Origin of the sequence: Ureibacillus sp. FSL E2-3493 (genome assembly GCF_038077515.1) — a bacterium.
In the GTDB taxonomy this organism is placed as follows: domain Bacteria; phylum Bacillota; class Bacilli; order Bacillales_A; family Planococcaceae; genus Ureibacillus; species Ureibacillus halotolerans.
In genome coordinates this window covers 3,578,958-3,593,173 of the sequence record NZ_JBBOPK010000001.1, presented here as the reverse complement: position 1 = coordinate 3,593,173, position 14,216 = coordinate 3,578,958, and the positions used below count along the sequence as shown (strand labels likewise).

The following is a 14,216-nucleotide window of genomic DNA, read 5'->3' as shown; positions in this document are numbered from 1 at the left end:
ATCATATGCGGTTTAGTGTTTTGGCAAGTGGGAGTACTGGAAATGCAATTTATGTTGAAAATGATGAACATGCATTTTTAGTCGATGCCGGTTTAAGTGGCAAAAAGATGGAGCAACTGTTTGCTAAAATTGATCGTGATATGAAAAATTTATCGGGTATTTTAGTAACACATGAACACAGCGACCATATTAAAGGTTTAGGAGTTGTAGCTCGAAAATATAACGTACCGATTTATGCTAATGAAAAAACATGGCAAGCGATGGATGGGCATGTAGGTACAATTCCACTTGATCAACGATTTGTGTTCGATATGGAAACGGTTAAATCCTTTGGTTCAATCGATATAGAATCCTTTGCAGTTTCCCACGATGCTGCAGATCCAATGTTTTATGTTTTCCATGAAAATAATCGAAAACTAGTGTTAATCACAGATACAGGTTATGTCAGTGATCGGATGAAAGGGATTATAAGAGGGGCGGATTCTTTTGTGTTTGAAAGTAACCATGACATTGGAATGCTTCAAATGGGACGTTATCCTTGGTCTATAAAACGTCGAATTTTAAGCGATGTTGGACATGTATCGAATGAAGATGCTGCCGTTGCTATGAGTGAAGTCGTTTTTGAAAAACCGACACAAATTTATTTATCCCATTTAAGTAAAGATAATAATATGAAAGATTTAGCGCGAATGAGCGTTACACAAACATTGCAATCGTGTGGTATTATTGCTGGCGAATATGTACATTTACATGATACAGATGCAGAAGAACCGACATTGCTTGTGACTGTATAATCTTTTTCATCAGGAAGGTATGACAAAAAAGTCGTATCTTCTTTTTTAATTTTGTTTTATTTCATTTTCATGTAATTTTAATGTTTGAATTGTATCATAATGACAACAAGAGAACGAAAGGATTGAGAATGAATGAACTACAATAATGATGAAGAAAAAAATCAACAAGAACAAAATGATTTAAATTACTCACCCCTTCAAGAACGACTCAAAAGAGAACAGGAAGAGGAAAATAGAAGAAGAGCAAATAAAAAGGCTGGTAGCAAAGCAGGTTATTTTATTAGCGGACTGGCGGGGATTATCGTCGGTGCATTACTTATTTGGTTACTTGTGCCGTCCATGGCAGATCAACTTCCAGGGAACGAAAACAACAACCAAACTACTTCAGAATCAACTGTTACTCAAACTGCAACAGAGGTAACAACAGATATAACATCGGCAGTAGAATCTGTTTCTGATGCAGTTGTAGGAATAACAAATATTCAAGAAGTAACTGATTTCTGGAATCAAAAAGCGACAGAACAAGAAGCTGGTAGTGGTTCGGGTGTCATCTATAAATCAGAAGGTGATAAAGCATATGTCATTACGAATTACCACGTAGTAGAAGGAGCAAAACAGCTTGAAGTAACGTTAGCTGATGGTACAAAAGAGAAGGCAACGTTAGTAGGTAGTGATATTTGGACAGATTTAGCAGTTGTTTCAATTTCCAATAAAAACGTAAAAACAGTAGCTAAATTCGGTGACTCAGATGTATTAAAACAAGGGGAAACTGTTATTGCAATTGGGAACCCATTAGGTTTAGATTTTTATGGTTCAGTCACAACGGGTGTTATTTCTGGTAAAGATCGTTCCGTTCCTGTTGATTTAAACTCAGATGGATATGAAGATTGGGAAACAGAAGTTTTACAAACGGATGCAGCGATTAATCCAGGTAACAGTGGTGGCGCCTTAATTAATATAGCTGGAGAACTAGTTGGAATTAACTCCATGAAAATTGCTGAATCCTCTGTTGAGGGACTAGGCTTCTCTATTCCAATTAATACAGTTATTCCAATTATTGAAGAATTAGAACGTAATGGTGAAGTAAAACGTCCTACAATGGGTATTGGTTTATTAGATTTAACAGATGTACCAGCATTCTATCAACAACAAACATTAAAATTACCTGCTGAAGTAACAACAGGAGTCGTTGTTTCAGAAGTAGTGCAAGGTTCAGCTGCAGATAATGCAGGCATCGAACAGTATGATGTTATCGTTGAAATGGACGATCAAAAAATTGAAAACTCCATCGATCTTCGTCAACACTTATACAACGAAACGGACATTGGAGATACATTATCATTAAAAGTATATCGTCAAGGAAAATTAGTGGATTTAAAATTAAAGTTAACTGAAGGAACAAGTGTATAATACTGAATCGTTTATAACAAAACTTGTGGATAACTAAATAATATAAACAAAAGTTTTACACAACGAGTAGTGGAAGAAAAGCCTTTTCTTTCCTACTCGTTTTTTGTTTGATACAATGGTTTGTGGATAACATAGAACAAATTGTGAATAAGTTTGTGGAAATTTCAGAAATTAAGGAGGCATGAAATAATGAAAACATATAGCTGTGAAACCCATATAAATCACGCTTTAGATATGCTTGTAGCAGAGACAAAAGAGTTTCCGATTATGGAGCAACTTTCAGAAGATGAAAAGTTATCCACAAAGTGTTCTTACTGTGAAGAGCAAGCAACATATGTTGTATCAAGTAAATAACTTTACACAATATGTAGAATGAGCTTGTGGATATGTGCATAACTTTTGTGGATAAGTTGTTTGTAAATGAAATATTAACGTGGATAAATTGTTTATATTTAAATTTTCTAATAATAGCTTAAGCGAAAATGCTCTTATTTTCTGGTCTAATGCTAATAAAGGGAACTGGGTTACTAAAAAGCTCATTGTTGGGAAATAAGATTATGAATGTTTTGTAAAGGTGGATAAGCTGTGAATATCACGATCATTTCGGTCGGAAAGTTAAAAGAAAAGTATTTGAAGATGGGTATTGAAGAATATGTGAAACGATTAGGTGCTTACGCCAAAGTGGAACTAGTTGAAGTGGCAGACGAGAAGGCCCCAGAACAATTAAGCGACGCCGAAATGGAAATCGTGAAACGAAAAGAAGGCGAGCGTATTTTGGCCAAAATCAATGACGGTATGCATGTCATTGCCTTAGCGATTAACGGGAAAATGAAATCTTCAGAAGAAATGGCAAAGGATTTAGAAGCTCTCATGACATACGGAACAAGTAAGGTCGCCTTCGTAATCGGTGGTTCCCTAGGTTTACATGAAGATGTGTTACAACGCGCGGATGAAAAATTAAGCTTTGGAAAAATGACCCTTCCCCATCAACTAATGAAACTAGTATTAGTTGAACAAATTTATCGTAGCTTTAGAATAATTAAAGGGGAACCGTACCACAAATAGAGGCAAAAAAAGTTGAAGGTAAGGTGGTATTTTGTTGTCGGAAGCGGGTAATGGTTGGGAAAATGCAACTTCTTTATCCGTTTCACGATATAGCAAATGAATAAGTGTAAAAGTCTTTGATATATTGACCTCTGTAAAATCGAAATCCAGTTCAACCTGATGAATAGTTCTTGAACGATTCTCCAGTTGTCGTATTGAAATTTTACCTACGAGTAGCTGGAGCAACTGCCTTTTTCCTTCTCTTGAAGAGTGTTGGTAGACTTCTACAAACTTTTCTAAGAGAAACCGTACCAATTCATGTGGTATGACTTTTGTTTCTGATGAACTTAGTTGTGTGCTGAGTTCATTTTTCTTTTGTTCCAATTGCGTTTGTTCTTTCGCAACCTGTTGTAGTCGTTCTTGTAGGATGGCAACAGGGAAAAGGTTTTGTTCAAATGCTTGTAAATACTTTTCTTGAAGCTGATGTATCTCTATTAGCTTCTTTTCTGTTTGTTCTAAATCCCTCTTAAGATCGGAAATGGATTGAACAGATTGCTTATTTAAAGATTGAATTGTTGAGACGAAGTATTCCTTGTTGGCAAGGAAGTTTACAATTCGCTCAAATACTTGATTTTCCGCTTCGTATGCTTTGATACCATTAGATCTACAGGCAGATGACCCTTTATTATGGAAGTCAGAACAGACATAATAACGATGTTTTCGTTTTGTCCCATCTTTGCGTGTATAGGTAGTAATAGAAGGAACCATACCTTGCCCACAGTCAGGACAACGAAGAAGACTACTTAATAAAAACGGCTCATTTGATTGGCGTTGTTTAAATGACTTGCTCTTTCTTCTGGCTTGCACCAGATGCCAAAGTTCCTCGGTAACAATGGCTTGGTGTTTACCATCTGCAAGAATAGGATTGGGATTTTTACCTTTTCGTCGCTTCGTATCCCAGTTTTCAACTTTAAGCCAACTGATTTTTCCAACATAAACGGGATTATCTAATATTTGAGCGACCCCATTGATAGAAAAGTATCTGTTTCTTTTTGTCCGATAGCCATGCTTGTTTAAGTGGTTTGCAATTGCTTTTAATCCTTTTCCTGAAAGGTATAGCTCATAGATAAGTTGTACAACTTTTGCTTCTTTTTCATTGATAACAAGTTCCTTTTTAACAGAATCGTAGCCAAAGACGACCCCGCCGTTCCAGGACCCTTCCAAAGCACGCTGTTTCATGCCAAGTTTTACATTTTCTGACAGTGTATTGCGTTCCATTTCGGCAATGGAAGCCATTAATTGCACAACAAGTCGGCCGATGGGACTTCCAGTGTCAAAATTCTCTGAGTAAGAGATAAATTTAACACTATTTTCTTCAAACTTATCCAGCACAGTCAGTGTATCTAACATGTTACGGGATAGCCGAGAGATTTTCCAAACAAGAACGGCATCGAACTCATCTTTCTCCACGTCAACCACCAATTGTTGCATAGCGGGGCGACCTGAAATGTTTTTACCACTGACCCCTTCATCGACATATTCTTTTACCACTTGCCAACCATAAAGACCTGCATAATTGCGAAGGGTTTGTAGTTGAGCTGTAATACTGTAACCCTCACTTGCCTGCTCCTCTGTAGAGACACGACAATAAATAGCGACTCGTTTTATTTCATTCATTAGAATGCCTCCTTTCGATAACAGTGTATAATGGAAAAAGAAAAAGGGAAAGAACGTTCTCTTTCCCAACAAAGAATTTATATTATGACACAAGTTTTGAAATAGAATTTATTTCAAAGTGATAATTGATTTGATTCACGACCCTTTTCACTCTCTTTTTCCCAAGGGGAACGGTTGTAACTTGAATATCTTGAATGATTTCCTTCAACAGTTCCTTTTTCTTTATATCATCTAATGACTGAAAAAACTGTTCGAAGTTATCTAAAATGTTATTAACAATTAACCCTACATTCAAATTATTTTCTAATTCAATGCTTGATTCCACTCTTTTTAGTTTATCATTGATATCCCTCTCGGAACTTTGTAAATGACTAAGTTGATCGGAAAATGCGTCTTCGTCAATTATCTGCTTGTAAAATAAATCGAATAACTGTTTTTTATTTGTTTGTAATTCCTTTAATCGCTTTTTAAAGAATTTTATTTGCTCATGTTTGGGTTGTATATCTAACTTTAATTGGGAGGCTAATTTCGAAGATAGGAACATTCTTATTTCAGTGGCTTTTAATTTCGAGGATAGTTCGGTGAGGACTTTCTGTTCAGCATCGTTTTTATTGATTAAATTTGCTTTACATAAACCTTTATTCTTATTTTGACTGCATTGATAATAAAGATATTTGCCACCTGATGATTTGTGCTGAACCATTGAAGAATAGCATTCTGGACATTTAAGGAAACCAGATAAAAAGTATGATCCCTTATGAATTTTAACAGGCTGATAGCTACGTTCACTATAAGAGCTTTGTGCTTTAAACCATTGCTCTTCACTAATAATTGCGTGGTGTTGCCCTTTGTAAATTTTCCGTTCTTTCCCTTTTTCACCCCATCGTATAAAACCAGCGTAAATAGGGTTGGTTACGATTGATTTTATAGAAAAGATACTCCAACTTCTTGAATTATCTTCATCCGAAGTATAATGGTTATTCAGATAGGAGGCGATTTTTTTATATCCCCATCCATCTACCACATACCTATCAAAAATAAATCTAACAATTTTCGCTTCATGTTCATTAATTTGAAGTTTCTTTGCAGGTGTTGAAGAATAACCAAACACCCTTCCGCCGTTAAAAAGGCCCTTTTCCGCACGTTCTTTCATTCCATTTTTACAATGGAATAAAATGTTCCGTCGTTCGTTCTCTGCCATTGCAAATAAAACCTGGAGTAAAAGTATAGACCCCTCCGTTTCAGTGTTAATTCCTTCAGAAATACTAACCAAGTAGTGACCCTTTTTGTGGATTTCATCTAATAAAACCATTGCTTCTTTCAAATTACGAGCAAACCGATCCAGCTTCCATACAACAATATAGATAGATTCCTTCTCATTAGAAAGAACGTCATGAAGGAGTTGCCTAAATTCAGGTCTTTCTTTTATAGAAGATCCAGAACCTGATCCCTCATTGTAGATTTTCAGTAATTCAAAATTGGCATACTCGCAATGTCTTCTTACTTCCCGATCTTGTTTAGGAATAGAATAGCCATCAAGTTGAATATCTGTACTTACCCTTAAATAGCCGACTGCTTTTTTCAAGATACTTTCTCCTTTCTTTCGGTTGTCTTTTGATATTCATCGAGATTGTCGATAATCAAATCCACAAGTAGGTGTAGAAAGTTATTTGCCTTTATTTTTTGTTTATCTTTTTCACCAAAAATCAGTTCTTTATAATGGGTGTCGAAGTCAAAGATATAGTTGTTTTGCAAATGAATCTTCCTTTCTTTCGGGGTTTTGTTTCGGGGATAGTGCGTCGTCAAAGAGGTTATGACATTTACAACTCAGATTATAGGAGTCTATGAAAAAAAGTAAATAGCAAATGTGTCTGAGGTTTCGTTTGCTAAAGTATTAAAGTAAGGAGGAGGCGATAATAAACTAACATTATTCACTTTCAGCATAAAAATAAAGGTTCTATGTCAAATGTTGGGGTGAAGTGATATTACACGGCACCCCGATTATCCTAAATGAATCCCAATTTTCTTAGATAAATTATTTAATAAAATTTTCGCTTTAAAGTGTTCATAGCTTCTAAAACCATAAGCATTACGCTTCAAAACTTTTGATTTATTATTAATTCCTTCTAAAAAACCATTTGAATATCCAAAACTTAAACTATTTAAAATTTCAACTTGCCAATTTTTTAGCGTTTGAATGGCCTTTAAAAATGCCGGAATATTTGCTTTTTCTACCTTTCGGTAAAAGGCTTCTAATCTTTTTTTTATTTCTATCAAATCATTTGAAGTTTTTGCCCAATCAAACCATTCGCAGTAAGCTTCTTTTAATTCATAGGCTTGCTTTAGTTCCTTCGACATTCCTATGTAACGATTTAAGTACCAACGATTCGTTTCTGTTAACTTATCAAATCGTTTATATAGTACATGACGCATTTTCTTACATTTCTTTCGATCATATGCATGCCATTCTTTTTGAACATTTCGACGTACTTCATCTAGTGCCCAGTAAATATAACGACAATAATGAAAGCGATCCGCAATAATAATCGGGCGATTTAACGCCTTCCTAACTGCTGCTTTAAAGCTTGGATTCATGTCCATAACCACAATTTCTACATCTGCACCGTATTTCATCAAGTAATCCTTAATGGTTTCTTTTCTACGATTTGGTAAAATATCAATTGGTTCATGTGTTTCCGCATTGGCAATAATTAATTGATAAGTTCCCGCATCGGTATCTGCTTTATATTCATCAATCGCGATACATTTTGGTAAATGAACCCCTTCATTTAATTGTTCCTTTACTACTTCTTTAAAGCGACGAATCACTGTTGAGCTTGATGTACCAAGTACTTCAGCTGCTTCTTTAAATGTTTTTGCCTTTATTGAACGGATTCGTACAACTTGATTCCATTCTTTCGAGAAACGTTGATATTTATCCACGAAAGGGGATTTTTCTGAAAAACGTTTCCCACATTGGCATACATAACGACGACGTTTATAAAAAAGGACGGTTAATCGTTCAAACCATTTTAAATGATTAATTTTTTGAATTCGATAATCATGGACTTTTGATGTTATATTCTTGCATGCTGGACATTGATGTTCTTTTTTTGGTATGGAAACGTGTAGAACAATACGTTCCCCCATCTCCTCCACCTTATGAACAGTTACACCTTTTAATCCTGGAATATTCATGTTAAAATTCATTTGCACGTATCACCTTTCATTGCTTGTTTCTCGACAATTCAAGTATATAGAAATCGGTGATTACGTGCTTTTTTATTTATGAAATTTTTTTAAACCCCAACAAATATTATAGAGCCAAAATAAAAAGACTGCATTACTTAGATATACAAAAAATCACAATAGGTAGTTAAGCAAGAGGGCGTACTCCTCCCCTTGAAACAAATACACCTATTGAATTGTTCATGTATCTAAGTAAAACAGTCTATAATCTATCAAAATATGTTATATAAAAAATTCTATTAAATATAATAAGAAATATTTTGCCTAATGTCAATAGTTAATTGAGTGTTACAACAATTAATGGAATCAACAGCTCGAACCAGCTCGAACATAAAACCTATTTATTTCAACTTGACTTCTTCGCTATATTGTCAGTAGCCCATTTGATTTTGGGGGAAAGGAAGGATAAATATAGTGGGGCTGGGTGCAAAAATGGAACAGTAAACCCTTGGTGTACAAAGGGTTCCAGCCTCCCAAGATTCACTTGGAGGTGGAGAAGGTGATTCATACAATTAAGTTGCTTTTCCCTATCGAATACTATGAAGTGATGGATTTACAAAAGAGGTTTAATATTTACTACAGGCATTTGAATGATTACTTCGCTGATCACTATGGCGGTAGGTTCAAAGAAGTCACTATTCATATTTCAAACAAAGGGAACGGACAATGGAAATTATATATGTTCATAGATGCGATTCTTCTTCTTGGTAAGTCTGATCTGACGGAAGATGACTATCCTTTAATAGAACAAGAGATAAAAAATATTCTTTGGATTCTCTTTAGACATTTTTCGCATTTCAAACATCATATTTTGCAAAGAATTGATTACCGATACGATGTGATTGTAAAGGAAAAGCACCACCGAGAGCTTCTGCTCCACTTGTATCAGAAGCTTACTAAATCACATCGTTATCAAAAAAAGTATTTAGGTAAGCTTGATGCAGAAGGTGTCTTTCAAAAGTATGAAACGACAGTTTATCATTCATCTAAATCGGTACAAGCTGTAGTTTATTCTAAAGAAGAAGAACGAATGTTCAAAAAGGAAGAAATCCAGGAGTATGAAAAAAACGTACTAAGGTTTGAAGTACGAATTCTACAAGATCATATTAATTATATGGCTCGACAGGACAAAGGGAATAGTCGGCCTAAGAAATTAAAGGAATATATGAAAGAAGAAATTTATCGAGATTACTTCCGCAAATATATGTCTCCCATTTACCACGCTGGAGAATTTTATAAGTTAGATGAAGCAAGAAAATGTATAAGAAACTCCTCCCTCTCTGATTCCAATAAAAATAAGCTGATTGTATTTTTGAAACAAGTATCTTCTCACAGTATTGATACCCCGCTGAAATCCATGACAAAAGCCACATTTCGAAACCGATTGGAAATGTTGAGTCAAATTGGCATCAATCCAATTCCCATCCCAAAAAATTACCCAAAAGCACCAACAACTTTAAGCAATCCCCTGGATAATATTTTATGGTAAAACAGTTTCAAGTTTTTTGGAGAGTTATAGTTGATGTATGGTCACTCATGGTTATAATAGTAGGTAAGCACGATATTGTGAGTATCGTGTAACATTGCTGAACATGAACTTGAAGTTCCGTACGGCAATAAGTAGATCCATGTTAGAACCACTCCGCTTTCCAGGCTTCGGGTGGTTCTTTTTATTTAGAAACTCGAACATTGAAGTTTCAATATACTAAATGAAGTTATCAAACCCTTTTCCCAATCTATAATGATAAAGATCTTCTGATCATAAATAAGGATTTCCTTTATGGAAAATGTTAAGAAGGAGTAGATGAAAATGGGAAAAGGTAGAAAACAATTGAATGATGATTTTGCTAAGTTGCTGAAAAAACTTCGGTTAGCCAAAGGTTATTCATTGCAACAATTAGCAGATCGAAGTAACGTTACGCCTTCATATTTGAACAGGCTTGAGCGTGGTGAACGAAAGACACCTACTTTCTCGGTACTTCAACATATTGCAGAAGGACTTGACGTAGATGTTAACGTTCTGCTTGGATTGGATGCAAAGGATACAAATGAACCACTTTCATTGGAAGAATTGTTTTTTACCAATGAAATAGAGTTTGGAGGCAAACAGTTAACTGCTGATCAAAAGGAAGTGCTATTGGATATCATCCAGGAGGCATTAGAAACAGAAGCAACACCAGTTGAACTTTTGATGGATTCATTGAAGAAAATTGGAATGTTAATCTGCGAGTTGAAAGAATCGTGATTCATCATCAACGGAGCCAATGATGGTTTTCCGTTGTACATATGGTATATGTATAAAGTAAATACAGTATCAATATTATGTATGTATACTGTTATGGCAATAACACCAAGAATATTGGATAAATGTCTATAAGGTTATAGATAACATAAGCAATTGATATATACATGTTATATAACTACCAAATTCGTTTGACAAGAACAAATATTCTCTTTTATAATCTGATAAAATGAAAGGGTTGGATGGGAAATGAGACGATCATTTATCACCTTTGAAAAGTATATACGGAAAAAATTAGCACTTACCAGAGAAGAAATGGTAGGTGCTTTTCTTTTGTAAAAAATAAATGACAAAAATATAAAACAAATGTAGGAGGTATGGAATTATGAGCAAAAACGGAAGCAACAAGGAGTCAATTTTTGCAATTTATTTAAAGGATTTCTATCAAGGCTGGCAAGCTCTATTAGGATTTGAATTAAGCTATATCTCATTGGAACAAAGACATGCCAATCGCAACATTGATTTAATAGGGATAGATGTAAAGCGAAGAATCCCTGTTTATATGGAAATCCAATTAACTAAAGCCAACCGTTCCTATTTGGAAAGAATCAAAAAGATGGTAATGGCTAATCAAGAGGGGATCATCGTATGGCTGGCGTTATCATTCGATGAAGAAATATTAAAAGATCTTACCAATTGGATCGACAACAATAACTTCCACTATACAGATTTTTATGCAGTTTCCATTAATCCTTTAGCTATTGAAGTTTTAGAGCAGTTAAACCGAATGTACAAGCTTGAAGTATATGAAAACATGGTGCAATTGAGCGAAATCAAACAGCTTTTAACTGTGGAATATACGGTTGAAAACATTCATCCGCTACATGCTGGGCGTGCTTTATCATTCGCACCGCAATTCGATATGTCACGACTGGAAGACGTTAAAAGAGCGATGTTAGCTGTTCTTCGTGAGCGTATACCATTCTATTTAAACTTTCATTACGACAAGAAAATGAATTTAAACGATTATACGCTAACAGTCGGAGCAGGACAAAGTGGTTTGCTATTTAGATGCTCATGGAAAAATGCAAAGTCACTTGCATTTGTAGAGCTGTATTTTGAAAAGCAAAGAATAGATTGGTACGAATCATTTTTACAACATAAGCCGTCAATCCAAAATAAGGTACATCCTGATATTCAATTTGATAATAGAAAAATTGGTATTTACTTTGAACCAATGGATTCATTATATGAAACTTTTGAAATGATTGCCGAAGTATTTGAGAAATTTATTTTGTTTTTCTGCCCTTACACATATGGGAAAAAAGAAATATCATATGAAGCCGATCACTATATAATTAAGGAAGAAAGAAAGTTACACCACCAACAGCCGATAATGATTGAAGACGTATATGAAACCGAAGACAGCTACCGAATAAAGCAAGAGGACATGGCAGATTGCTTTTTATATTGCTAATTGGGAGAGAACCTTGTGTGAAATACACGAGGTTTTTTTTCAAGAAAAATAAGGTTGATTTAAAATCCATTTTGTTATATATTCAATTTAACATATTTTAAATAAAGGATTTAACAAATGAATGGAGGTGCAATATGTTACTTGGCGAGATTGCTGAAATCAAAACAGGTATGGTATTAACGAGGAAAAAGGCGGAGTTTCCAAAAGATGTGAAAGCTACTTATCGACTAATCACGTTAAAAAATATTACTGAAAATGGAATATTGAATGATGAGCCGTTTGAAGAATTCCAAAGCAATGATGTATTAAATCCTCAACACTTCACAGGGAACGGGGATGTATTAATCAGGCTAAGCTTCCCCCATACTGCGATTCACATTAATGAGGCAACGACAGGTCTGTTAGTCCCATCATACTTTGCTATTATTAAAGTAGATTCCCATAAGTTTTTACCAGAGTATATCGCATGGTACTTGAATACGGATGAAGTCAAAAAAGAGCTGGAACGTTCACAAGCTGGAACCCGTATTCCAAGTACAAATAAAACAGCATTAAGTGCGATCCCGATAGTAGGAATCCCATTAACAAAGCAACAGGCAATAGTGAATCTTTATAATCTGCATCAAAAAGAAAAGCTATTGTATTCACAACTGATTGAAGAAAAAGAGAAATGGTTCACAGCATTAACAAAGAAAATGATAAAAGGTGAAATGAAGGAGGATATATCATGAGTGAAAAAGTGACAAAAGACCAAATTAACGGTGTACTATGGCAAGCGGCCGATACATTTAGAGGAAAGGTAGATTCCAGTACATATAAAGATTATATACTGACAATGCTGTTCATCAAGTATCTGAGTGATGCGTATAAGGAGCATTTAGAAGAATATACAAAGCGTTATGATGGTGATGAACAACGCATTCAGCGTGCGTTATCAAGAGAGCGATTTGTGTTAGATGAACAGTCTACATTTGATTACTTGTATAGCAAACGCAATGATGCTGAGATTGGTGAAATCATCAATAAAGCATTGGAACGGCTTGAGAATGAAAATACAGGCAAACTTCGTGGCGTGTTCCGTAATATTGATTTTAACAGCGAAGCAGTTCTCGGTAGGGCAACAGAACGTAATGCAATGTTGCGTTCCTTATTGGAGGATTTTAATAAGCTTATATTAAAGCCATCAGTTGTAGGAAATGAAGATGTCATAGGTGATGCTTACCAATACATGATTGAACGTTTTGCATCAGATGCAGGTAAGAAGGGCGGAGAATTTTACACGCCGTCAATGGCTTCAGAATTGTTAGCACGCCTTGTCAAACCTCAAGAAAATGATCGTATTTATGACCCTACGTGCGGATCTGGCTCTCTTCTTATACGTGTCGCAAACCAAGTGCCGAATAAGAAAGTGGCTATCTATGGTCAAGAACGCAACGGGGCAACACATTCATTAGCATTGATGAATATGTATTTGCATGGGATTGATGATGCAAAAATTGAGTGGGGTGATACATTAGCAAATCCACTTCATTTAGAGGATGGAAAGTTGATGAAATTCCAAGCAATCGTAGCAAATCCGCCATTTTCATTAGATAAGTGGGCAATGGGCTTTGCAGGTGAAGGCAATACGGACAGTAAATTTAAAATGGATGCAAGTTTAGATCCGCATAGACGTTTTGAATGGGGTGTTCCACCAAGCAGTAAAGGTGATTATGCTTTCGTTCAGCATATGCTCTATTCACTGGCGGAAAATGGAAGAATGTCTACAATTTTACCCCACGGTGTATTGTTCAGAGGGGCAAGCGAAGGGAAAATTCGTCAGCAAATCATTGAGATGAACTTGCTGGATGCTGTAATCGGACTACCAGAAGGGTTGTTCTATGGGACTGGAATCCCTGCGTGTATTCTTGTATTCAAAAAGAACCGTACTCGCAAAGATGTGCTTTTCATTGATGCGTCTGCGGAAGGAAATTATGAAAAAGGAAAGAACCAAAACCAATTAAGAGAACAGGATATTGCTAAAATTGTAGAAACATATGACAACTGGGAAACAATTGATAAATACTCGTATGTCGCTACAGTAGATGAAATTAAAGAAAATGACTATAACTTGAATATTCCTCGCTATGTGGACACATTTGAAGAGGAAGAGCCTGTTGATATGGCACAGGTTAAAGAAAATATACAGAACATTAAGCAGGAGCTTGCAGAAGTGGAAGAACAGATGGAGAAGTATTTGCAGGAGTTAGGGTTGTAGAATTTGCTTCACCTATACAAGCTTAGACCATTTTGCTGATGTCGGCAAAATGGTCTGGCAAGGGGT

The 14,216-nt window shown here is 35.4% G+C and carries 13 protein-coding genes; 9 read left to right on the top strand and 4 right to left on the bottom strand.

Features of this window, described 5'->3' with window-relative positions:
* Nucleotides 1–5 precede the first annotated feature (5 nt).
* The 4 genes from MHH69_RS18465 (at nt 6) to rlmH (ending at nt 3,269) form a co-directional block, all read left to right on the top strand.
* Complete coding sequence (locus MHH69_RS18465; protein ID WP_122972073.1) at nt 6–794, top strand: MBL fold metallo-hydrolase; 789 nt, start codon at nt 6–8, stop codon at nt 792–794.
* A gap of 132 nt (nt 795–926) precedes the next feature.
* The gene (locus tag MHH69_RS18460) at nt 927–2,204 is read left to right on the top strand and encodes a S1C family serine protease (protein ID WP_341362901.1); all 1,278 of its coding nucleotides are present in this window, start codon (nt 927–929) and stop codon (nt 2,202–2,204) included.
* A 189-nt stretch (nt 2,205–2,393) separates the two neighbouring features.
* Complete coding sequence (locus MHH69_RS18455; RefSeq protein WP_122972075.1) at nt 2,394–2,558, top strand: CxxH/CxxC protein; 165 nt, start codon at nt 2,394–2,396, stop codon at nt 2,556–2,558.
* A gap of 231 nt (nt 2,559–2,789) precedes the next feature.
* Complete coding sequence (gene rlmH, locus MHH69_RS18450) at nt 2,790–3,269, top strand: 23S rRNA (pseudouridine(1915)-N(3))-methyltransferase RlmH (RefSeq protein WP_122972076.1); 480 nt, start codon at nt 2,790–2,792, stop codon at nt 3,267–3,269.
* On the opposite strand, the gene MHH69_RS18445 is transcribed toward rlmH, so the two are convergent.
* The 4 genes from MHH69_RS18445 to MHH69_RS18430 form a co-directional block, all read right to left on the bottom strand.
* Nucleotides 3,210–4,925 carry a recombinase family protein gene (locus MHH69_RS18445; protein ID WP_341362900.1) on the bottom strand — a complete coding sequence of 572 codons (1,716 nt, stop codon included), beginning with the start codon at nt 4,923–4,925 and terminating at the stop codon, nt 3,210–3,212. The genes rlmH and MHH69_RS18445 overlap by 60 nt on opposite strands.
* Before the next feature lie 82 nt (nt 4,926–5,007).
* Nucleotides 5,008–6,510 carry a recombinase family protein gene (locus tag MHH69_RS18440; RefSeq protein ID WP_341362899.1) on the bottom strand — a complete coding sequence of 501 codons (1,503 nt, stop codon included), beginning with the start codon at nt 6,508–6,510 and terminating at the stop codon, nt 5,008–5,010.
* Nucleotides 6,507–6,680, bottom strand: a complete 174-nt coding sequence (locus MHH69_RS18435) for a hypothetical protein (RefSeq protein WP_205180075.1) — start codon at nt 6,678–6,680, stop codon at nt 6,507–6,509. The genes MHH69_RS18440 and MHH69_RS18435 overlap by 4 nt, the downstream gene beginning before the upstream one ends.
* A 246-nt stretch (nt 6,681–6,926) precedes the next feature.
* Nucleotides 6,927–8,141 carry an ISL3 family transposase gene (locus MHH69_RS18430; protein WP_136292374.1) on the bottom strand — a complete coding sequence of 405 codons (1,215 nt, stop codon included), beginning with the start codon at nt 8,139–8,141 and terminating at the stop codon, nt 6,927–6,929.
* A gap of 532 nt (nt 8,142–8,673) precedes the next feature.
* Between MHH69_RS18430 and MHH69_RS18425 the strand changes: the two genes are divergently transcribed.
* The 5 genes from MHH69_RS18425 (at nt 8,674) to MHH69_RS18405 (ending at nt 14,150) form a co-directional block, all read left to right on the top strand.
* Complete coding sequence (locus MHH69_RS18425) at nt 8,674–9,663, top strand: hypothetical protein (RefSeq protein WP_341362898.1); 990 nt, start codon at nt 8,674–8,676, stop codon at nt 9,661–9,663.
* A 321-nt stretch (nt 9,664–9,984) separates the two neighbouring features.
* Nucleotides 9,985–10,419 carry a helix-turn-helix domain-containing protein gene (locus tag MHH69_RS18420; protein WP_205180078.1) on the top strand — a complete coding sequence of 145 codons (435 nt, stop codon included), beginning with the start codon at nt 9,985–9,987 and terminating at the stop codon, nt 10,417–10,419.
* Nucleotides 10,420–10,801: 382 nt separating this feature from the next.
* The gene (locus MHH69_RS18415; protein WP_236017180.1) at nt 10,802–11,893 is read left to right on the top strand and encodes a hypothetical protein; all 1,092 of its coding nucleotides are present in this window, start codon (nt 10,802–10,804) and stop codon (nt 11,891–11,893) included.
* 134 nt (nt 11,894–12,027) lie between these two features.
* Nucleotides 12,028–12,624: a restriction endonuclease subunit S gene (locus MHH69_RS18410; protein WP_205180320.1), complete on the top strand. Its 597-nt coding sequence runs from the start codon at nt 12,028–12,030 to the stop codon at nt 12,622–12,624.
* On the top strand, nt 12,621–14,150 hold the full coding sequence (locus MHH69_RS18405; RefSeq protein WP_341362897.1) for a type I restriction-modification system subunit M: 1,530 nt from the start codon (nt 12,621–12,623) through the stop codon (nt 14,148–14,150). Before MHH69_RS18410 ends, MHH69_RS18405 begins: the two co-directional genes overlap by 4 nt.
* The last annotated feature ends 66 nt before the right edge of the window (nt 14,151–14,216 follow it).

What these genes read in the sequence shown, in the direction of transcription:
- MHH69_RS18415 (WP_236017180.1), top strand. Translation starts at nt 10,802, where the DNA reads ATGAGCAAAAACGGAAGCAACAAGGAGTCAATTTTTGCAATTTATTTA.
- MHH69_RS18420 (WP_205180078.1), top strand. Translation starts at nt 9,985, where the DNA reads ATGGGAAAAGGTAGAAAACAATTGAATGATGATTTTGCTAAGTTGCTG.
- MHH69_RS18460 (WP_341362901.1), top strand. Translation starts at nt 927, where the DNA reads ATGAACTACAATAATGATGAAGAAAAAAATCAACAAGAACAAAATGAT.
- MHH69_RS18405 (WP_341362897.1), top strand. Translation starts at nt 12,621, where the DNA reads ATGAGTGAAAAAGTGACAAAAGACCAAATTAACGGTGTACTATGGCAA.
- MHH69_RS18410 (WP_205180320.1), top strand. Translation starts at nt 12,028, where the DNA reads ATGTTACTTGGCGAGATTGCTGAAATCAAAACAGGTATGGTATTAACG.
- MHH69_RS18455 (WP_122972075.1), top strand. Translation starts at nt 2,394, where the DNA reads ATGAAAACATATAGCTGTGAAACCCATATAAATCACGCTTTAGATATG.
- MHH69_RS18445 (WP_341362900.1), bottom strand. Translation starts at nt 4,925, where the DNA reads ATGAATGAAATAAAACGAGTCGCTATTTATTGTCGTGTCTCTACAGAG.
- MHH69_RS18465 (WP_122972073.1), top strand. Translation starts at nt 6, where the DNA reads ATGCGGTTTAGTGTTTTGGCAAGTGGGAGTACTGGAAATGCAATTTAT.